The 20054-nt window shown below is 65.8% G+C and carries 16 protein-coding genes and 1 other RNA gene; 4 read left to right on the top strand and 13 right to left on the bottom strand.

All coding sequences use genetic code 11. From position 1 onward, the window contains the following. Window positions 1-47 precede the first annotated feature (47 nt). The 3 genes from K9B35_RS20160 to K9B35_RS05990 form a co-directional block, all read right to left on the bottom strand. The gene (locus tag K9B35_RS20160) at window positions 48-176 is read right to left on the bottom strand and encodes a hypothetical protein (RefSeq protein ID WP_263622346.1); all 129 of its coding nucleotides are present in this window, start codon (window positions 174-176) and stop codon (window positions 48-50) included. Further along, window positions 173-469 (bottom strand): type II toxin-antitoxin system ParD family antitoxin, encoded by a 297-nt coding sequence (locus K9B35_RS05995; protein ID WP_224920889.1) that lies wholly within the window; start codon window positions 467-469, stop codon window positions 173-175. Before K9B35_RS05995 ends, K9B35_RS20160 begins: the two co-directional genes overlap by 4 nt. 218 nt (window positions 470-687) lie before the next feature. Beyond that, entirely contained in the window at window positions 688-1080 is a 393-nt protein-coding gene (locus K9B35_RS05990) for a hypothetical protein (protein WP_224920888.1), read from the bottom strand. Between the two features lie 180 nt (window positions 1081-1260). Here K9B35_RS05990 and K9B35_RS05985 point away from each other — a divergent pair, with 180 nt between their 5' ends. Next, the gene (locus K9B35_RS05985; RefSeq protein ID WP_224920887.1) at window positions 1261-1710 is read left to right on the top strand and encodes a hypothetical protein; all 450 of its coding nucleotides are present in this window, start codon (window positions 1261-1263) and stop codon (window positions 1708-1710) included. A 21-nt stretch (window positions 1711-1731) separates the two neighbouring features. Here K9B35_RS05985 and K9B35_RS05980 read toward each other — a convergent pair whose 3' ends face one another. Both K9B35_RS05980 and tpiA read right to left on the bottom strand, forming a co-directional pair. Then, entirely contained in the window at window positions 1732-2166 is a 435-nt protein-coding gene (locus K9B35_RS05980) for a hypothetical protein (protein WP_224920886.1), read from the bottom strand. A 3-nt stretch (window positions 2167-2169) separates the two neighbouring features. Continuing rightward, entirely contained in the window at window positions 2170-2916 is a 747-nt protein-coding gene (tpiA, locus tag K9B35_RS05975) for a triose-phosphate isomerase (protein ID WP_224920885.1), read from the bottom strand. A 155-nt stretch (window positions 2917-3071) separates the two neighbouring features. Between tpiA and K9B35_RS05970 the strand changes: the two genes are divergently transcribed. Further along, entirely contained in the window at window positions 3072-5018 is a 1947-nt protein-coding gene (locus tag K9B35_RS05970) for a SurA N-terminal domain-containing protein (RefSeq protein ID WP_224920884.1), read from the top strand. A gap of 5 nt (window positions 5019-5023) precedes the next feature. Further along, window positions 5024-6538 carry an anthranilate synthase component I gene (gene trpE / locus K9B35_RS05965; RefSeq protein ID WP_224920883.1) on the top strand — a complete coding sequence of 505 codons (1515 nt, stop codon included), beginning with the start codon at window positions 5024-5026 and terminating at the stop codon, window positions 6536-6538. Here trpE and K9B35_RS05960 read toward each other — a convergent pair whose 3' ends face one another. Further along, entirely contained in the window at window positions 6539-6964 is a 426-nt protein-coding gene (locus K9B35_RS05960; RefSeq protein ID WP_224920882.1) for a hypothetical protein, read from the bottom strand. A 364-nt stretch (window positions 6965-7328) separates the two neighbouring features. Between K9B35_RS05960 and K9B35_RS05955 the strand changes: the two genes are divergently transcribed. Continuing rightward, window positions 7329-8693: a class II 3-deoxy-7-phosphoheptulonate synthase gene (locus tag K9B35_RS05955; RefSeq protein ID WP_224921118.1), complete on the top strand. Its 1365-nt coding sequence runs from the start codon at window positions 7329-7331 to the stop codon at window positions 8691-8693. 20 nt (window positions 8694-8713) lie between these two features. Here K9B35_RS05955 and K9B35_RS05950 read toward each other — a convergent pair whose 3' ends face one another. From K9B35_RS05950 to ilvD, 7 genes are all read right to left on the bottom strand, one after another. Beyond that, complete coding sequence (locus K9B35_RS05950; protein ID WP_224920881.1) at window positions 8714-10474, bottom strand: hypothetical protein; 1761 nt, start codon at window positions 10472-10474, stop codon at window positions 8714-8716. Beyond that, window positions 10474-12180 carry an Hsp70 family protein gene (locus tag K9B35_RS05945; RefSeq protein WP_224920880.1) on the bottom strand — a complete coding sequence of 569 codons (1707 nt, stop codon included), beginning with the start codon at window positions 12178-12180 and terminating at the stop codon, window positions 10474-10476. The genes K9B35_RS05950 and K9B35_RS05945 overlap by 1 nt, the downstream gene beginning before the upstream one ends. 89 nt (window positions 12181-12269) lie before the next feature. Beyond that, window positions 12270-16817 carry a CHAT domain-containing protein gene (locus K9B35_RS05940; protein WP_224920879.1) on the bottom strand — a complete coding sequence of 1516 codons (4548 nt, stop codon included), beginning with the start codon at window positions 16815-16817 and terminating at the stop codon, window positions 12270-12272. Between the two features lie 72 nt (window positions 16818-16889). After that, window positions 16890-17286, bottom strand: an RNA gene (gene rnpB, locus K9B35_RS05935) — RNase P RNA component class A. Between the two features lie 17 nt (window positions 17287-17303). Next, a complete protein-coding gene (locus K9B35_RS05930) occupies window positions 17304-17939 on the bottom strand; it encodes a DUF2306 domain-containing protein (RefSeq protein WP_224920878.1) in 636 nt (211 codons plus the stop codon). Next, window positions 17936-18301: a hypothetical protein gene (locus K9B35_RS05925; RefSeq protein ID WP_224920877.1), complete on the bottom strand. Its 366-nt coding sequence runs from the start codon at window positions 18299-18301 to the stop codon at window positions 17936-17938. The genes K9B35_RS05930 and K9B35_RS05925 overlap by 4 nt, the downstream gene beginning before the upstream one ends. Before the next feature lie 25 nt (window positions 18302-18326). After that, a complete protein-coding gene (gene ilvD / locus K9B35_RS05920; protein WP_224920876.1) occupies window positions 18327-20048 on the bottom strand; it encodes a dihydroxy-acid dehydratase in 1722 nt (573 codons plus the stop codon). Window positions 20049-20054: the final 6 nt, after the last annotated feature.

The following is a 20054-nucleotide window of genomic DNA, read 5'->3' as shown; positions in this document are numbered from 1 at the left end:
GTTGGGGTGGAGGAGTCATGGCAGAAAGCGGGGCGACATCGCCCCACTCAGTCCGCCAACCAAGCTTCCACATAGCGGGTCGCGATTTCCGGCGTGGCGCGCTCACCGATATACGCTTCGATCGCAGCGAGCTGATCCCGCGCCTGCTGCCCCAGCTCGACGCGATATCGCCTCACTCAGCGGCGTTCCGCGCATCCCGCGCCTGCTGCAAATACGCGCGCACTTCCTCGACCGAATAGGTGCGCTCCGTCCCAGCCTTGAGGCGGTCATAAGTAGCTGCGACTTCGGTCTTCAGCCAGCGCTCGACCTCGGCATCCCAGGCCGGATCATCGTCCCGCTCCGCCAGCGCCCGCAACCCGTCCGCCACCACGTCGCTCACACTCGCATACTCCCCCGCACTGACTCGCGCCTCAACGGCGTCGGCCAGATCTTCGGGCAGTTCGATATCAAGGCGGCGGGTGGACTCCATCGGATGACCTCTGGCGCTATGCGGGGAGGATATGATGGAAGGCGGGGCGGTTCAAGCGAACGCTGAGCTGCCCTTATATCCTGATCTTGTCCATGCGTTTCAGAATTGGCTCAGGAAAGATATCAAGTCGTTTGGCATGCAGATCGACCAAGAAAACCGCCAAGTCACTTTCGTTCAGGCCCGCCGGATATATCGAGATATTCTCAACGCAAGCATCGTTAGAGACAAGCTCTAAGTTCTGGTACGGCATTAACCGCGTAACGGGTGGGCCGGAGTTCGGGGGGGGCATAACCTTTCATATCCCCCATCTCTTCGAAGGTCATCGAATGGTAAGGGTAGCGCTGAAACAGTAGATTTCGGAATCCCCAGTTGCGCATATAGACCCGTTCATCATCCCAAGCCACCCGATAGCCGCTGTGATTGGTATAGATCAGCAATGCCAGTCCGCCCCCTAGCGATGCCATCAACACCGCGACATCATACTGCTTGGTTTGGAAAACTGCGCTCCAGGCCGCGATCAGCATGACTGGAATCCCGTACCCAAGAACGATCTTCATCGGGGTGGGGAGTTTGTGACGGATCCACTGTACTGAACGATCGGCATCACTCATCTACTGATATCCTCATTGTGGACATTGCCAACGCCACATGTGCTGGCACGCCCCCTTAATGTGTCTTGATGCTAGGCAAACCGCGCAGCCGCAAGCGGTCAGGGCCCTTTCGAAATCAAAGCGAACAAACCAAAAACAAACCCTTTCCTACAAGCCCCGTTCCAGCACATAAACTGGTGGATGAACGACTCACCCACCCCGCCCGCCCCGCCCTCCACCGGCCTGTCTGACGAGGATGAAGCCATCCTCGCCTTCACGCCCGCCCCCACCTGTGGCCGCGCCGATGGCTGGACCGCGCTCCGACAAACGGACTTCATCCACGCCCTCGCCGTCATGGGCACCGTCACCCGCGCCTGCAAAGCCGTAGGAATGAGCCGCCAGACCGCGTACAAACTGCGCGAGCGGCCCGAGGCGGCCGACTTCGCCCGCGCCTGGGATGCGGCGTTGATGATGGGCTATGACCGCATGTTCAGCATGGCGATGGACCGTGCGCTCAACGGCGTCACCCGTCCGCGCTATTATCGCGGGCGTCAGATCGGCACGATCACCCGCCCCGATTTCCGCATGGCGATGGCCGCGCTCGCCGAACCGCCCGAAGTGCCACAGCGCCATCGCAAACTGACAGAATGAAGCGCGTTGCGCGGAACTTCGTCAGTTTCCCGCCGCCGCCACGCTGCGCTCCACCCGCACCGCGCCAACCGCCCACAGCGCCCACGCGATCAGCAACGGCTGCGCCAGCAAGCGCGGCACATGGTACCATGCCGACAGCCCCGTCCCGCTCCCGCCCAGCCACGCCAGGTCGATCATCGCGTGCTGCACATTGGCCGGCCACACGCACAGCGCATACAGCGCCAGCGCCCAGCCCGCCGCCAGCCGCCACTTCCGGGTCATCAGCGCGGCGGCACAGATCAGCTCGGCCGCGCCGGTGGTCAGCACCACCTCACGCGGATCCCATGGCACCCATGCCGGCACGATCCGCACCATCGCATCGGTAAACAGGAAATGCGCCACCCCCGCCGCCGCATAGAACAGCGCGAGCAGCCACCGCCCGATCCGCCGTCCCCGCGTCTCAGGCAGCTCTGCCATCGCCTACAGCGTCGCCGCCGCCGCGATGATCGGCACGAACTTCTCGGCGGTCAGGCTCGCCCCGCCGACCAGCGCGCCGTCGACATTGTCGACCGCCAGGATGCTCGCCGCATTCGCCCCGGTCACCGACCCGCCATATAGGATGCGGATCGCCTCGGCCTTTTCCGCGCCGACCATCATGCCCAGCTTGGCGCGGGCGATGGCGTGGATCAATTCGATTTCCTCCAGCGTCGGGGTGCGCCCGGTGCCGATCGCCCAGCGCGGCTCATATGCCAACGTGAACCAGCTGCCGTCCGCATCCTCGGGCACCGATTTCTCGATCTGCGCCTGGACCACCCGCTCGGCGCGGCCGGCATTGCGCTCTGCCTCGGTCTCCCCGACGCACAGGATGACGTTGAGGCCATGGCGATGCGCCGCCGCCGCCTTGGCCCAGGCGTCATGGCTGGTTTCGTTCTGGTCCGCCCGCCGCTCGCTATGCCCGACGATGGTCAGCGTGGCGCCGGCATCCTTCAGCATCGGGGCAGAGATGCAGCCGGTATGCGCGCCGTTGTCATTCTCATGGCAATCCTGCCCGCCGATCGGCATCCCGCCCGCGACGGCCACCGCCGGGGCGATCAGCGTCGCCGGGGGGCACAGCGCGACATCGACGCCGGGATTGGCCGCCGCCGCTTCGGCAATCGCCGCGACTTCGCCGAGCGAATCGGTGACGCCGTTCATCTTCCAATTGCCCGCCACCAGCTTGCGCCGCATCCCGCTTCCCCGTCCTGTCCACTATTGGACAATCGCGATAGGCCGCAGCGGCAGGCCGCACAAGCACCTTGCCCGCCCACGCTACCGTTGTCGCTTGATGCCCGTGCCCCTCACCCCTAAAGCGGGGCCAATCCTTCCCATTTCAGCGGGTTTTCATGCTCACCAATTTGCGCCGCGTCATTTTCTCGACCCCCGGCAAGATCGTTGCCCTGCTGCTGCTGGTGGCACTTGGCGTCGGCTTTGCGATGATGGACGTTCAGAGCCTCGGCGTCGGCGGCGCATCGTCCAGCGGCGCGCTGGTTCAAGTCGGCGACAAGAAGCTGACCGAGCAGGAGTTGCAGGACCGCCTCCGCAACGCGTTGGAGCGGGTGCGTCAGCAGCAGCCGATGCTGGACATGGCCCAGTTCGTCCGCACCGGCGGGTTCGATCAGGTGCTGAACCAGGTGATCGACGGCATGGCGCTCGAGGAATATGCTGCCCAGCAGGGCATGGCCGTTTCGACCGCCGCGATCGATGGCCAGATCGCATCGATCCCCGCCTTTCAGGGCTTCGACGGCAAGTTCAGCCAGCAGCGCTTCGACCAGCTCCTGTCGGAACAGCGCCTGACCGCCGAACAGGTGCGCAACGACATCCGCCGCGAAACGCTGGTCCAGTGGCTGATGGCCCCGATCGCCAACCCCGGCCCGGTCCCGGCCGAGCTGGCGACCCCCTATGCCTCGCTGATGCTGGAGCGGCGCAAGGGTTCGGTCGGCTATGTTCCGATCGGCGCGATTGCCCCCGGCACCCCGCCGACTGGTGCCGAGATCCAGGCCTATTACCAGAAGAACTCGGGCCGCTACACGCTGCCCGAGCGCCGCGTGGTCCGCTACGCCGTCGTCACCCCGGCGCAGTTCGAAGCTGGCGCGAAAGCGACCGACGCGGAAATCGCCGCCGAATACAAGAAGAACGCCGCGCAATATGCCGCGACCACCCGCCGCAATCTCGCGCAGATCATCGTCGCGAACGAAGCCGCGGCCAAGGGCATCGCGGCAAAGGTGAATGCCGGCACGTCGATGGCCGACGCCGCCAAGGCCGCTGGCCTTCAGGCATCGACGCTGCAGAATGCCGAAAAGGCCGCCTTTGCCCGCGCCAGCAGCACCGCGATCGCCGACGCCGCCTTTGCCGGTGCACAGGGCGCCGTCGTCGGCCCGCTCCGCTCGCCGCTCGGCTGGCACATCGTCCGCGTCGAGAGCATCGAACAGGTCGCCGGCAAGTCGCTGGATCAGGTCCGCGCCGAGCTCGCCGACACGATCGCCAAGAACAAGCTGGCCACGGCACTCGCCGATCTGCGCGCCAAGATCGACGGCGAGATCGCCGGGAATTCGACCTTTGACGAACTGGTGGCCGGCTCGAAGCTCAAGGCGGAAACCAGCGCTCCGCTGTTCCCCGATGGTCGTGCCGCGCTGGCCGGTGAAACCGCGCCTGACCCCACGCTGGCGCAGATCGCTCAGGCTGGGTTCTCGATGGAAGCAACCGACGATCCCCAGCTGATCCCGCTGGGCGGAGAAGGCGCCTTTGCGCTGGTCAAGACCGACCGGATCATCGCCGCCGCACCCCGCCCGCTCGCCGAAATCCGTCCCAATGTCGCCGAGGATCTGGTCCGCAGCCGTCAGCTTGACGGCGCACGCAAGGCCGCCAACGCGATCCTCGCCAAGCTGAACAAGGGCATGCCGATCGCTCAGGCGATGAAGGAAAGCGGCCTCAACCTGCCTGCGATCCAGCCGCTCGACGCCTCGCGCGGCCAGCTGTCGCAGATGGGCGACCAGCTGCCCCCGCCGGTCCGCCTGATGTTCAGCATGGCGGAGAAAAAGGCCAAGACCATCCCTGCACCCGAGCAGGGCGGATACTGGATCGTCCAGCTCGACGATATCGAAGAGGGCAATGCCAAGGGCAACGCCGACCTGATCGGCCAGACCCGCGGCCAGCTCGCCCAGCTGATCGGCAATGAATATGTCGAACAGTTCGCCGCCGCTGCCCGCAAGGCCGTGAAGGTCAAGCGCAACGAAGCCGCCATCGCCGCGCTCAAGGCGCAGCTGAGCGGTCAGGCGACGGGCGGCAACTGATCGCGATGCGCGGGGGGATTGAAGGGATCGATGCCGCCCGCGCGGCGCTTGCCGCTGGCCGGCCTGCGCTGATCTGGCGGCGACAGCTGGCGGATACCGACACCCCGGTCGCTGCTGCACTCAAGCTGATCGAGCCGGGCCGCGGCGACTTTTTGCTGGAATCGGTTGAGGGCGGCGCGGTGCGCGGCCGCCACAGCATGATCGGCCTCGCCCCCGACCTCGTCTTCCGCGCCCATGGCGAAGCGGCTGAGGTCAATCCGAGCTGGCTCACCGACCGCAACGCCTTCGCCCCGGCAGATGCGCCGACGCTGGATGCCTTTCGCGCGCTGGTCGAATCGTGCCGCATCGACGTCCCGGCTGAACTGCCGAGGGCGCTGGCCTGCCTTGTCGGCTATTTCGGCTATGAGACGATCGGACTGGTCGAAACCCTGCCCCGTGCCGCGAACGACGCGCTGGGGCTGCCCGACATGATCTTCGTCCGGCCGACCGTGATCCTGATCTTCGACCGGCTGGCGGACTCGCTGTTCCTCGTCGCGCCGGTCTGGCCCGATGCGGCGCGCGATCCGGAGCAGCAGATCGAAGCCGCCGCCGAGCGGATCGAGGCAACCGCCGCGCGCCTGTCCGCTGCCCCGCTCCCACCGCGCGCCACTGCCCACCCGACCGACGTGGTGCCGCAGCCGGTGGTGCCCGCCGCCGACTATGCGAAGATGGTCACCCGCGCGAAGGAGTACATCACTGCGGGCGACATCTTCCAGGTCGTCCTCGCCCAGCGCTTCACCGCGCCCTTCGCGCTGCCGCCGATCGAGCTGTACCGCGCGCTGCGCCGCGTGAACCCCTCGCCCTTCCTCTATTTCCTCGACCTGCCCGGCTTTGCGCTGACCGGGTCCAGCCCCGAAATCCTCGTCCGAGTCCGCGACGACGAGGTGACGATCCGCCCGATCGCCGGCACCCGCCCACGCGGCAAGGATGCCGCCGAAGACGTGGCGAACCGCGACAGCCTGCTCGCCGATGCCAAGGAACGCGCCGAGCATCTGATGCTGCTCGACCTGGGCCGCAACGATGTCGGTCGGGTGGCGGAGGCCGGATCGGTCAAGGTCACCGACAGCTACACCGTCGAATTCTACAGCCATGTCATGCACATCGTGTCGAACGTGGTCGGCAAACTGCGCCCCGATGCCGATGCGCTCGACGCCCTGTTCGCGGGTTTCCCCGCCGGCACCGTCAGCGGCGCACCAAAGGTCCGCGCGTGCGAGATCATCGCCGAACTCGAACGCGACCAGCGCGGCCCCTATGCCGGCGGCGTCGGCTATTTCTCCCCCGACGGATCGATGGACAGCTGCATCGTCCTGCGGACCGCGATCGTGAAGGACGGGACGATGCACGTCACCGCCGGCGCGGGCATCGTCGCCGACAGCGACCCGGTCTATGAACAGCGCGAGTGCGAGGCAAAGGCCGGCGCACTGTTCGCGGCCGCACGCGAAGCCGTGACCCGCGCAGCCGAGCCCGGCTTCGGCCAGTAACTAATCGTCGAGTTCGGAGCCGCGCGGCATCGCCGCTTCCTCGTCCTTCTTCGCCTTCATCTCGGCCTTCCACTGCTGCAGCATCCGGATTGTGCAGCCGCTCTGGCCATAGCTGCCGATCGGGCTACAACTGCCGGGCAGCGTCGCGCGGTTGACCTCATCGACGAGTTCGGCGCGGCGGACCCAGCTCGTCCCCTCCGGCCCCGGCTCCGTCTTCCGCAGCGCCTTGGGAATGCGGAACGGCGAGTCACCGGGCCGGGCGCAGATCACCACCTCGTCGGGCCCGTCGGGCTTCGGGCATGATTCCTCGCCATACAGCAACACGCTACGCACCCGCTGTGGCGGCGCGCTGCCATCAGCGCTCTCCCCTTCCTGTGCCAGCACGGGGGAAGCGGCCAGCAATGCGATCAGGAAGGGACGGATCATACAGGTCTCCACGGCTACATCCCGCGTATCGCACGCCGCCCGATTAAGCTTCGCTGAACCGCCGTGCACAGGCGCAACGACATTTACCCCGGCCGGGTGAATTTCGCGCTTGCATTTATTTACCCCGCGCGGGTAAGGCCGCGCCATGACAACGTTAGCCGGTTCCAAAATTCGTCGCTTCCGTGAGGAACGCTCCATGTCGCGCGCCGCATTCGGCGCTTGGTTCGACACGCCCGGATCGACCGTGCAGGGCTGGGAAGAGGACGGAAAACGTGCCTCCCCCGCCGTTCTCAATCAGATTGCCGCGAATGGTATCGCGCATCATCAGGACTGGTACGTCCATGTCCGCAATTTGGAGCAGGCGATGGACTGGACCCCTGACAGCTGGACCCGTGCCGAAGCTCGGCAGCTGCCGATTTACCCCGACAGCGCTGCGCTGACCGCTGCGACCGACACGCTGTCCAATTTCCCCCCGCTGGTCTTTGCGGGCGAGGCGCGCGCGCTGACGCAGGAGTTGGCCCGCGTGTCGCGCGGCGAGGCGTTCCTGCTGCAAGGTGGCGACTGCGCCGAGAGCTTTGCGGAGTTCCACCCGAACAACATCCGCGACACGTTTCGCGTGATCCTCCAGATGGCGGTCGTCCTCACCTTCGCCTCGAAGCTGCCGACGGTGAAGCTGGGCCGCATGGCCGGCCAGTTTGCCAAGCCGCGTTCGGCGGATACCGAGACGATCGACGGGGTCGAACTGCCCAGCTATCGCGGCGACAACGTCAACGACATCGCCTTCACCCCCGAAGCGCGCATCCCAGATCCGCAGCGGATGATCCGCGGCTATACCCAGTCGGCGGCGACGCTGAACCTGCTGCGCGCGTTCGCCAGCGGTGGTTATGCCAACCTGCATCAGGTCCACAAATGGACGCTCGACTTCATGGGCCGCAGCCCCTGGGCCGACAAGTTCGCGAACGTCGCCGACCGCATCGGCGAGTCGCTCGACTTCATGGAGGCGTGCGGGATCAACCCCGAAACCGTACCGCAGCTCAAGCGCACCGATTTCTACACCAGCCACGAAGCGCTGCTGCTCCCCTATGAGCAGGCGTTGACCCGGCAGGACAGCCTGACCGGCGACTGGTACGATACCAGCGCGCACTTCCTGTGGATCGGCGACCGCACCCGCTTTGACGGGTCGGCGCATGTCGAATTCCTGCGCGGGATCGGCAACCCGATCGGCATGAAGTGCGGGCCGAGCCTTGAGCCCGACGCGCTGCTACGCATGCTCGACACGCTCAATCCGACGCGCACTCCGGGCCGGATGACGCTGATCACCCGCTATGGCCATGACAAGATCGAGGACGGCCTGCCCAAGCTGGTGCGCGCGGTGAAGCGCGAGGGGCATCCGGTGGTGTGGAGCTGCGACCCGATGCACGGCAACGTCATCAAGGCCGCGAACGGCTACAAGACCCGCCCGTTCGATCGCATCCTCGCCGAAGTGCGCGGCTTCTTCGCCGTCCACCGCGCCGAGGGCACCTATGCCGGCGGCATCCATGCCGAGATGACCGGACAGAATGTCACCGAATGCACCGGCGGCATGATCGACGTCAGCGAACACGACCTTGCCGACCGCTACCACACCCATTGCGACCCGCGCCTCAACGCCGGGCAGAGCATCGAGCTCGCCTTCCTGCTCGCCGAAATGCTCAACGAGGAGATGAGCGAGCGGCGCAAGGCGGCGTAAGGGCCAGCCGATCCCGCGGGCTACAGCGCCCGTAGGATCGGGAGCCCTTGCTTTCGCGGCATCCGCAGAACGGCGTCAAGCAGCGCAATCCTGACCGCGCAGCGATCGGTCGCATCGCCGTCGCCCCTCATGCTTGCACGGACCCGCGCTTCAGGCAAACGCGTACGGGTCAGGACGTCCGCCACGATTTCACCCGGAATCGTGACCTCGCTCCCGCCCGGTGCGAAGGGAGCCTTGGCGGTGCGCAGCACACGCTCCTCGATCTCCCGCTCGCGTCGCTGAAACTCAACCCTGCCTGCCACGGGTGGCGTGTCCCCTCGCTGCAGATAGTCGTCACACAAGACGACGCCCCGCTCGCGATAGGCCTGCGCCCATGCGACGCGGTTGCGCTGATAGTCGGCCACGTCCTCGTAACCACCGCCACGGATTGCCATGACCAGCCGCTCGCTCAGCGCGGCGGCCAACCGATCCTCGAAGCTACCCATGCCCCGGCCTTCCTCTGCGACCACGATCCAGTTGCTCTTGAGCATCTGTGCCAGCTCCGGATTTTCCTGCTCGGCAACCGCAAGCGTGAGGTCAGTATAGCCCCGCGCCCGCAATGCATTGTCGATCTGGAAGCGCTGCTGCGTCAGATCAGGCGCGATGTAACCAGGGCCGGCGACTTCGCTCGGCGGCAGCGGCGATCGGCTCATCTCCTGTGAACATTTACCGAGGACCGACAGCAACAGGAATCCGCCCACGACAATCTGGACCCACGGAAAGCTGCCCCATTCACGCTTGGTTTCCCACAGGGCGACCCGCGTCCCGTCGAAATGCTGCTCAAGGTCGGGATTTTCGCTTCGCACATGCTCAAGCAGCTCACGAACATGCTGGCGCTTGACGCCCCAGCCGCGCCGCGAATGCTCATGCGCGTAAGTCGTAAGTTCGGTCCACGCCTTGTTCCAGGGATGCTCCGGCTTTGAAACCGTCTCGATGAACTCGAAGACTTTCAGGCGGCGGTTGATGAACGCCACCGCCTCCCCCTCGCCCAGCTCCCCGGCGCGCTCACGCCAGCGGAAAAAAGCTGCGGCAGGCGCCATCAGGCAGTTCGACGCCGGCGCGCCATGCGCAATGATGTCGGCGCACCAGCGCTCAACATCGGCGTAATAGTTCATTTCACCGATGCGACGGCCATGCTGGATACCGTCAAAATGCTCCAGCAGCATGCGTTCCTCATCGGCCGACGGCATGGTGTCGCGGCGAACGCCATCCTGAAACAGGATCGCGATGATGGCCTCGAAATGATCGAATTCCGGTTCCGATCCGGCGATCGCGCCAAAGGCCATGATGGTCTGCGCCACATGCGCGTCGAGCCGCGGCGGCTTCAGCGTGGCACGATCCGGAATCGGGATGGTCGCATCAACGCCATCGTCGGAACGGCCGATCACCTCGCTCCAGCGCCACATGATCGGATCGGCGGGCAGCGCAATGGTGCCGAGCGACAGCCAGCCACCACCTTGGGCCGGCGCCATGATCGCGGGCGCATGGAATGGGTTCACGCGAAGGCGCAGCTCGCCCTCGCTTTGCGGACCGGATTGGTCCGCGCCGTCCAGCCGATCACCGCCATCGCCCTGCCCATTCGCCAGCCGCAGCGCGGCGTCACGGGCGAGGCGCAGTGCGGCATAGCCTTCGGGATCGGTGTCGATTTCGATGGACTTCAGTCGCGCGGCATAGGCCCGGCGGACGGCACGAACATCGTCGGTCGGCGCGATGCCGAGCACGTGCCATGGATCAGAGACCATCACAGGAAGCGCTCGCCTTCGAGCGCGTCGAGCAATGCGGTCAGTTCTTCGTGCGCGACGCGGATCGCGCGCGGATCCTGTCGATCCAGCGCCGACTGGAACAACAGCATCGACTGCCCGATGCGCTCGCGATGCTCCCCGATAAAGCTCTCGTAACAGCGCGTGGCGCGCGCGGTCAGCGCGGCATTCTCGCTCCCGTCACGCGGATGGAATTTGAGCGCGGCCAGCGCTTCGCGGCGCTCGCCCAACTCGCGTTCCGACATCGCGTCGGCCTCGTCGATGATCACCAGATTGCGCGTCATCCCGGTTTCGGGGACCCGCACATCCACTTCCAGCAGTCCGCTGGAGTCGTAGCTGAAACGGCACTCAACGGAGATTTCACCGGCCGGACGCGGCGGCACTGGCACGCTTAGTTGACCCAGCTTGATGTTGTTGCGCACTTCGCGCGCTTCGCCCTGATAGATGCCGAACTGCACCTCGCGCTGATTGTCGGAGAGGGTTCGGAAGTGGCTGATCCGGCTGGCCGGGATCGGCGTGTTGCGTTCGATGACGGGAGAGAACAGCCCCGGATGCCACGCGCCGCGCGCGTCGCGTTCGGTCGTGTCCACGCCGAGGGAAAAGGGACAGACATCGGTCAGCCGAATCTCGTCCAGCGCGGCATCCTTGGCGAGCAATCCGGCCTGAACCGCCGCCCCCAGCCCAACGGCATGGTCGGGATGCACCGATGCGTTGGGGAAGCGGCTGAACATCCGGGTCACGGCCTTGCGGACGATCGGCATGCGGGTGGCACCGCCGACCAGCACGATCTCGCTCAACCCATCGACCCGGATGTCGCTCTCGCGCAGCGACCGCAGGACCGGGTCACGCAGACGATCGAGCAGTGCGGCACCCTGCGCTTCGAATTCCTGAGCCGAGATATCGGCTTCGAACACCGTATCTCCGACCGTGATCCGAAATGCCGCGCGCTCGGACACCGTCAGTTCGCGCCGCGTCCGCTCGGCTGCGGCGCGCATCAATTCGTGGAGGACCGCCGGACTGACGCGTGTTCCGATCGTCTCCATGTCGAGCCGGGTCCGCGCGAATGCCGCCAACATGTCGTTGAAGTCCTCGCCGCCCAGGCGGTTGTCACCCGCCGAAGCGCGGACCTCGACCACCCCATCGAATACCTCGACGATCGAGACGTCGAAGGTTCCGCCTCCCAGGTCAAACACCAGAAACGGCTCGCGCTCCGCATTGTCCTGAATGCCAAAGGCAAGCGCCGCTGCGGTGGGCTCGTTGAGCAGACGCCGTACATCGAGACCGGCAAGCTCGCCCGCGCGGCGGGTTGCCTTGCGCTGGCGGTCGTTGAAATAGGCGGGCACAGTGATCACCGCCTCGGTCACCGGCTCCCCCAGATGCGCCTCGGCATCCGCCTTGAGGCGCCCCAGCACGATCGCCGAAAGATCTTCGGCGCTGAATTCGATGCCGCCGAGTTTGGTGAGGTGACGCGTCCCCATATAGCGCTTGAACGCGGTCGCCGTGTCGCGCGGATGGGTCGATTGACGGTCCCGCGCAGCGATACCGACCAGGATCGTGCCATCATCGGTCACACTGACCGCCGATGGCGTCAGATAGTCGCCGATCGCATTCGGGATCAAATGCGCTTGCCCATCCCGCCAAATCGCAACCGTGCTGTTCGTCGTTCCGAGATCAATCCCGATGATCATCTTAAGCCCCCCGACCCGGCGGATGCCCGCCGGCAACGGGAGCTATCGCGATCTGCCCTCGCGCATCAAGTGTCTAAAACTCCCCGCTTTCACTGCCAATTCCCCAACAGAACGAAGGGCGCCCAGTAGAACGGATGTGCATAGCCGGTGACCGCCGGGCCGGTCGGCCCGTCCGGCCCGGAACGGCCCTTGCCGCGATCGACGCCGGTGGCGCCCTGCGCTGTCATCAGCGCGAACTGTGCCTGGCGCAGCGCCTCGGCCTTGCTTGTCCCGCCCTTGGAGTGGATGGCATAGAAACGCTGCATCAGCACCGCGGTGGATTCATCCGCCACCGACCAGAGTGAAGCCAAAACCGCCGACGCACCCGCCTTTTGCGCCAGCTCGGCGAGGCTCGCATCGACTTCCGACCCGTTCTGGTTGCCCCCCGGCACGCCGGTCTGGCACGCCGACAGCGCGAGCAGGTCGACGTCGATCGCCGTGAAGCTGCCATCCTTGATAAAGTCGGTCAGCGGCAGTTCCTTGCCCGTGCCGAGCAGCAGAAACGATTTGTCGGCGCTAGCCGGGTCGAGCGCGAAGTGCGACGCGATATGGATCACGCGATAGCCCCCGGCCATCGCCGCCCCCAATGCGGCCCGGTCGAACGCGCCATCGAGGCTGACCACGCCGGGGAACACGCCGGTGGCCCTACCCTCGGCCCGGACAATTCCCGACAGCTCGGCCGGAACCGCGGGCAATGGGCTGAGCCCCGCACCGCCCTGGCTCGCCCCCAGCGCCGCCACGCGCCATTCGGTCGCGTCCGACGGCCCCGTCTGCACCTCGTCGATCGATCGGAACGCGCTGAAGGCATAGCGCTCGGCCAGCCACTGCTTGCCATCGTGGAGCGCAGCCATCGGCAGATAGCGCAGCGCATCGTCGAGCGAGAGCATCACCTGCCGGATTCCTGCAGCACGCAGCGCTTTGTCCACCGGCTCGAACACCGACTGGTACAGCTTCGAGGCCGGGTCGGTGATGAACACCGCCTTGTCGCTGATCGCCTGGCGGTATAGGCCGACTTCCTTACGCATCGCGGTGATGTCGACCGGCACCACGACCGATTTCTGGTAGTTGGCGGTGGTGATCAGCCAGTGGATGCTGTCGGGCAACACCACGGCGTGCAGCGCCGCGACATCCTTGCCCAACCGCCGCACGGTGGAAATGAGCCGCGGCTGGATCGCCGCAACGCGATCCGCCTTCGCCTCCTGATCCGGCGTCATCGCGGCGTCGAGCCCGGCGACGACATTGGCCAGATCGCCCAGTTCGCCGCGAAACGCCGTCTGCGCAGCCCCCAGCGCGGTCGTCGCGGCGGCCAGTTCCTGCTGCTGCTCGGCAGTCAGCGTGCCCTGCCGCTGGAGCGCGATCAGCCGGTCGCGCGCCGCCCCCGCCTGTGCCAGCGCTGCGGTCGCCGCGTCGAACGCCGCGATGCTTTGCGTTTGCTTGGCATCGAGTGGCATCTGGTCGAACGCCTCACCCTCACGCCGTTTGTCGCGGGTATAATTGTAGCTCTCGAAATCCTTGAGCATCGCCAGCACATGCTCGGCTTCGCCGAACCGCCCCATCTCCATGAAGATGCCGGCGAGGTAGCGATAGCGGTCCTGATGCACCCGGATGAAGCATTCGCGGATCGATGGATCGAGGTCGGAAATCCGCTTGCGCGCGTCCTGCAGCTTGTTGACCGCGACCTTGGCGAAGAACAACGCCGCCTCTCGCCGCCCGCCGCCATTCGCCTCCTTAGCGGCGCTCGACCAGTGGCAGGAGCTTTCGATCAGCGCGAAGTAATTGTCGCGGCTCCCGAACCGGTTGGTCAGCGCCGCTTCCTTGATCGCCAGCGAGCGGACCTTGGTTGCGAGATACTGGTCCATCTTCCCGTAAAGGAGATAGTGTTCCTCCAGGCTGCGGAACCCTTCGAACACCGCGAATTCGGATCCGTTCTCGACCGCGGCGTCGAGATCCTTGCGCAGCAGTGCCTCACGCGACTCGAACGCGGGCTCGGCCGTCACACCTTCGGTTTGCGGACCGATCGGGATCGGGGTGAAGCCTTCGATCTTGATCAGGCATTTGATCGTCGCCTGCGCTCCGCACGCCTCCTGCCATTTCTTCGCGTCGTCACTGCCGCGCCGCACCGCTTCGGCCAGCCAGTAGCGGGTCTGCTTCGCATCGGCCTTCATGCCCCAGCCCAAGGCGGATGCGCGGACCATCGCCAGCGCGCCGCCGCTCCATCCCGTACCCGCGGCGTGCTTGAACCAGCGCAGCGCCATTTCCGGGTCTTTCGCCACACCGGAACCGTGAAGGTAGGCCTCACCGAGCGCGACCCGGGCGCTATAGTCCCCACAATGCACCGCCCAACGCAGCAGGCGGATCGCTTCTTTCGGGTTGGCCTTGGTCCCGTCACCAGCGAGATACATGCGGGCCAGCAAAACCGCATTAGCATAGCTGAACGACGCCGCGCGCTGCATCCATTCAAACGCCTGTGCGCGATCAACCTGCGGCGCGCCCGCGCGCTCGGCGTCGCTGAACTCGAGCTCGCCCTTGTAATAGAGCGCAAGGCTCATCGCCGCGCTGGTCTCGCCCCGGCGATAGGCCTCTTCCCAGGCCCGCACCGCCTTGACCGCGCTCTTCTCAACCCCAAAGCCCTTGAGGTGGAGGTATCCGATCGCGCGCTGCGCATCGGCCGAGCCGCGTTCGGCGGCGATCTCGAACCATTTCAACGCGGCGACGGGGTCACCCGCGCCGTCATCGAGCAGCCGCCAGGCATATTTGGCCGCAGCCTCACGCATCCCCAGCTTGGCAAGCGCTTCGAACAGCGGGATGTAGGATGCATCGCCGTTGAAGTTGAACGCGTAGGGCGTGTCGAACTGCGCGAGCAGCGCGGTCCTGCGATCCTCCGGAAGCGCCTTGAACTCCTCCCCCTCGGCATAGCGCGCCAGCTCGCGCAGCGCCGCCTCCTGCAGCTTGAGGTCGAGCATCAGCTTGAGCTGATACTCTTTCGCCACCGACGGGTCGCTCGCAGCCTTGGCATATTGCACCGCCAGTCCGAATTGCTGCTTCGCGAGCTTGCCGGCCTGCAACGCTTGGGCGACATCCGTCAGCGCCTTGGAATCGGTCAGAGTCGCAATCTTCGCCCGCCACGCCGCGCTATCGATCCGGAGCCCGGCCGCTGCTATCATCGGCCCTGGATGCGCCAGCGCCGCGAGCGCCCACCCCTCGCCCTTGCCTGCGTGCTCGGTCAGGATGCGCAGGGCATAGGCGCGCTCGGCGTCAAGGGGATTGTCGCGCAGGACGGTTTCGACCAGCGGCCGCGCGCTGTCCTCGACACCGCCTGCGAGCGCCTTTTCATAGTATTTCCGCGCAGCCTTGAGATCGAGCGGTACTGCCTTGCCCTCGGCGAGTGCGTCCGCGGCGAAGGCGGCGTCCTTCGGATCGTCGGTTTCGGCGAGCTTATGATACCATTTGAGCGCAGCAGGATTGTCGCTTGGCACCCCGGTGAACTCGCTCGATGCCAGGTCATAGGCAAGCTTGCGCATGCCGCGCGCATTACCGGCCTCGGCTGCCTTGCGGTACCAGTCCCGGCTCGCGGCTTCGTCGCGGGGCATCCCCTTGCCGCTGGCGGCGAGATCGCCCAGCTCGACCATGGCGTCGTCATCCTCCGCGTCGGCCGCCTTGCGATACCAGGCGATCGCCATGTGGATGTCGCGCTCAACGCCGGTTCCGTCGCGATAGTAATTGCCGAGCCGCCGCATTGCGCTGGTCTGACCGCGATCGACCGCCAGCCGGATGTAACGCGCGGCCTCCACCGGATCCTTGGCCCCACCCCGACCAACCTGGAACATCCAGCCGAGATTTTCCGCGCCCCAGCCTGATCCGCGATCCGACGCGACCTTGTACAGTTTGCGCGCCTCAACCGGGTCCGCAGTCCCGCCAAGGCCGTTGTCGATCATAAAGGCAAGAGCCGCCACCGCATCGTCATGGCCCAGCGCCATCGCACGGCTGTACCATCTGCGGGCGAGCGCAGGGTCGCGTGTCACTCCGTAACTGCCCTGGCGGTAGGTCTCACCGAGTGCGTTAGCGGCGAGCGCATTGCCCAGTTCTGCCGACCGCGCCCAGAATGCGAGTCCGCGTCTGGTATCGACTGGGGTACCGATGCCTATCATATAATGGTCGCCCAGAATCCCGGCGACGGTCACATTGTCGCGATGTTCGGCAGCCTTTGAATAGGCAAAGGCGCGCGCGGGGTCCTTCGCTACCCCGCGACCTTCCTTGTACATGTTGGTCAGCGTATTCAGCGCCTGGATGTTGCCGGCCTTGACCGCCCGCTCGAGCAGGGGCAGCGCCTCTGCATAACGTTCCGCCTTGTAGAGCGCACGCGCCAGGTTGGCCATGATCGCCGCATCGGCTGGTGCGGCGTCAAGCGCGCGCCGGCAAATCTCGATCGCCCGGTCCGGCACCATGTCGGCATATGCGATTCCGGACTTGTCGTCCGGCGTCGGCATCTTCGCTTCCTGCACACACGCCTTGCGTAGATCGCTCTGCCCCGCCTCGGCGTGGCCGGAGATCATCGCTGCGAGCGACACACCCGCGCCGAACAGGATTCCGCGTTCCATCGGTCTCGCCTCCGCCTCCCTTATCCCCCAGCGGGGGATGCGGTGACAAGTCCTGCAATTCAGACGAAATCAGGTGCCAGAGGGCCTGTAAGCCGGGTTCTGTCCACGCGGCCCTTTCCCCAAGGGGAGGTGCGCGCGATAGGCGACCATTCCTCTAGGCCCACATTTGCATGGGGGCTCAAGCAATCAACCCGGACCGCGGGGCGGAACTCCCCATGCGCGGTCCCTATTCGATCTTGCTCCCGGTGGGGTTTGCCGTGCCGCTTCCGTTGCCGGTCGCGCGGTGCGCTCTTGCCGCACCCTTTCACCCTTGCCCTCAGTCCGAAGACCAGTGGGCGGTCTGCTCTCTGTGGCACTTTCCCTGACCCCGGCGAACCGGGACCGCCGGGCGTTACCCGGCACCGTTTTTCCGTGGAGCCCGGACTTTCCTCGGTGCACTTGCATGCAACGCGGCCGCCCGGCCCTCTGGCGGAGACGGCGATAGGCTCAATCGCGGCGTGGTGCAAATAGCAGTTTGGCGGCCGGCCACCACGACAGCCACGCCTCAACCACGAGGAGTGGCAGGACAAAGCTGAGCCAGCCGCGCGTTGCTGCGCGCAGTTCGGCATTCTCAATAAACGCCAGCAGCACCCCATCCCCGGCGGCCATCATCCGTACCCACACGAACGACAGCGCGATCGCGGTCGCGCGGATGACAAAGCCGCGATGCAGATCGAACCGCTTCCGCCGCGCTGCCTGCCATGCCAACACGACAAAGCCGATCCAAACCGCTGCAAACAACGTCAGCGGCACCTGCGTCTCCTGCGCGGCGATCGTGCTGCCCAGATGCAGCGCAGACAGCCCGCCAAGCAGCGATGCGGCAAGATACACCCGGCCCAGCGCACGATGCAGCCATGGCCAGCGCCCACGCACCGACGCCGCAAACTGGATCGGCGCGATCAGCAGCACGGGAATGGCGAGCGCGACATGCGCGAAATACCAGATTTGACGACCCCAGAAGGTCTCGCCGGTCGGCGCCTCGCGCGTGGCGATGAAGCGGAACGAGTCGGTCAGGAACGACGCTGCTGCGACCGCGATGATCAGCCAGAACAGCGCCCAGCCCCATCGCCGCGTTGCGTTCACTTCCTGGCCGCGCCCTTCACCGTCGCGGGCAGGCGATAGCGCGCATCGTCGATCGCCACCTCGATCGCATCCTTATCGATGATCGTCACGCTTGCCGCACTGGCGCCATCGGCGGCGATCACGCCGCGCCCGTCGCGCGTGACCCGCAGCCGGTGGAACCCGCCATCGGGGTGGCGAACGGTCAGGATCAGCCCGTCCTGCGTCTGCGCGCGGTCGATCGTGCAGCGCGTGGTGAAGTCATCGCCGCCGCCGAGCGCACACGGGATGCGCCCCTCCGCCGCGTCACGCGCCTGCTGCGCGCGGGCGTCCTGCGCATGGTCCGCCTTGGTCTTGACCGGTCCCGGATCGCAGGCGGCGAGCATCAGCAACGCCGCCGCGCTCAAACAACTAGATATCCGCAAAGACATGCGTTTCGGACTTCGCCCCCGGATGCGTCACCGCGCCCTTATAGGCAGGTCCGACATTCTGCGCATAGCGCCACAGCGCACCCGATTGATAGTCATTGCTGCGCGGCTGCCAGCGCGCAAGGCGCTCGGCCAGCACATCGTCGGCGACGAGTAGGTCGATCGTCCCCGCCTCCGCGTCGATGCGAATCGCATCGCCATCCTCGACCAGCGCGATCGGCCCGCCCTCGGCCGCCTCCGGCCCGACATGGCCGATGCAAAAGCCACGCGTTCCGCCCGAGAATCGCCCATCGGTGATCAGCGCGACCTTCTCGCCCAGCCCCAGCCCATAGAGCGCGGCAGTGGTCGAGAGCATTTCGCGCATGCCCGGTCCGCCCTTTGGCCCTTCATAGCGGATGATGATTACCTCGCCCTCGTTGATGGATCGCGCCTCAACCGCAGCAAAGGCATCCTCTTCGCAGTCGAAACAGCGTGCTGGCCCTTCAAACACGAGGCGGCTCATTCCCGCCACCTTCACGATCGCGCCATCGGGAGCCAGGCTGCCGCGCAAGCCCACAACGCCGCCGGTCGGCGTGATCGGCGTCTTGACGTCATAGATGACCTTCTGGTCCGGATTCCACGTCACCTGATCGATATTCTCGCCCAGCGTCTTTCCAGTGACCGTCATGCAATTGCCGTCGAGCAAATCATTGGCGAGCATCGTCTTCATGAGCATGTACACGCCGCCGGCCTCGTACATGTCCTTTGCCACATACTTCCCACCCGGCTTGAGGTCAGCGATGTAAGGTGTTGATTTGAAAGCATCTGCAACATCGAATAGGTCGAAGTCGATGCCCGCTTCATGCGCCATTGCCGGCAGGTGCAGCGCCGCATTGGTGGACCCACCGGTCGCCGCCACGACGCGCGCGGCATTGATGAATGCTTCGCGTGTGCAGATGTCGCGCGGCCGCAAATTGCGCTCGATCAGGTCCATCACCTGGTACCCGGCGGCGATCGCGATCTGCTCGCGGCTGCTATAGGGCGCAGGGACCATGTTGCTGTTGGGCAGCGACAGGCCGATCGTCTCACCCACACAGGCCATGGTGTTGGCGGTGAACTGGCCGCCGCATGCGCCGTGACCGGGGCATGCGACCTTTTCCATCGCGTGCACCTCGCTGATCGGGCAGTTGCCCGCAGCAAAACGGCCGACGACTTCGAACACGTCGACGACGGTGATATCCTTCTCGTGGAAGCGGCCGGGCAGGATCGATCCACCATAGACGAAGATCGACGGGATATTGAGGCGCAGCATCGCCATCATCATGCCCGGCAGCGACTTGTCGCACCCGGCAAAGCCGACCAGTGCGTCATAGCAATGGCCGCGCACGCTCAGTTCGACCGAGTCGGCAATCACTTCGCGGCTGACCAGCGAGGATTTCATCCCCTGATGCCCCATCGCGATGCCGTCGGTCACGGTGATCGTGTTGAACCGGCGCGGCATCCCGCCATTGTCGCTCACGCCCTTGCGCGCGGCATCGGCCTGGGCGTCGAGCGTGGTGTTGCAAGGCGCGCTGTCATTGCCCGCGCTGGCAAGCGCGACGAACGGGCGGGCGATTTCTTCCTCGCTCAGGCCCATGGCGTAGTAATAGCTGCGGTGCGGCGCGCGCTCGGGGCCGACGGAGACGTGGCGCGAGGGCAGGCGGGATTTGTCGAAACGGTTGGTCATGGCGCG

This window comes from Sphingomonas sp. R647 (assembly GCF_020177055.1).
In the GTDB taxonomy this organism is placed as follows: Bacteria; Pseudomonadota; Alphaproteobacteria; order Sphingomonadales; family Sphingomonadaceae; genus Sphingomonas.
Note: the sequence above shows the minus strand (reverse complement) of the source record. Positions and strands in the feature narration are given on the sequence as shown.

Excerpts from the sequence above, each read along its gene's own strand:
- K9B35_RS05945 (WP_224920880.1), bottom strand. The coding sequence starts at position 12,180 with ATGATCATCGGGATTGATCTCGGAACGACGAACAGCACGGTTGCGATT.
- K9B35_RS05940 (WP_224920879.1), bottom strand. The coding sequence starts at position 16,817 with ATGGAACGCGGAATCCTGTTCGGCGCGGGTGTGTCGCTCGCAGCGATG.
- K9B35_RS05955 (WP_224921118.1), top strand. The coding sequence starts at position 7,329 with ATGGACTGGACCCCTGACAGCTGGACCCGTGCCGAAGCTCGGCAGCTG.
- K9B35_RS05950 (WP_224920881.1), bottom strand. The coding sequence starts at position 10,474 with ATGGTCTCTGATCCATGGCACGTGCTCGGCATCGCGCCGACCGACGAT.
- K9B35_RS05980 (WP_224920886.1), bottom strand. The coding sequence starts at position 2,166 with ATGGCAGAGCTGCCTGAGACGCGGGGACGGCGGATCGGGCGGTGGCTG.
- K9B35_RS05985 (WP_224920887.1), top strand. The coding sequence starts at position 1,261 with ATGAACGACTCACCCACCCCGCCCGCCCCGCCCTCCACCGGCCTGTCT.
- ilvD (WP_224920876.1), bottom strand. The coding sequence starts at position 20,048 with ATGACCAACCGTTTCGACAAATCCCGCCTGCCCTCGCGCCACGTCTCC.
- trpE (WP_224920883.1), top strand. The coding sequence starts at position 5,024 with ATGCGCGGGGGGATTGAAGGGATCGATGCCGCCCGCGCGGCGCTTGCC.
- K9B35_RS05995 (WP_224920889.1), bottom strand. The coding sequence starts at position 469 with ATGGAGTCCACCCGCCGCCTTGATATCGAACTGCCCGAAGATCTGGCC.
- tpiA (WP_224920885.1), bottom strand. The coding sequence starts at position 2,916 with ATGCGGCGCAAGCTGGTGGCGGGCAATTGGAAGATGAACGGCGTCACC.
- K9B35_RS05925 (WP_224920877.1), bottom strand. The coding sequence starts at position 18,301 with ATGCTCGCCGCCTGCGATCCGGGACCGGTCAAGACCAAGGCGGACCAT.
- K9B35_RS05960 (WP_224920882.1), bottom strand. The coding sequence starts at position 6,964 with ATGATCCGTCCCTTCCTGATCGCATTGCTGGCCGCTTCCCCCGTGCTG.
- K9B35_RS05970 (WP_224920884.1), top strand. The coding sequence starts at position 3,072 with ATGCTCACCAATTTGCGCCGCGTCATTTTCTCGACCCCCGGCAAGATC.
- K9B35_RS05990 (WP_224920888.1), bottom strand. The coding sequence starts at position 1,080 with ATGAGTGATGCCGATCGTTCAGTACAGTGGATCCGTCACAAACTCCCC.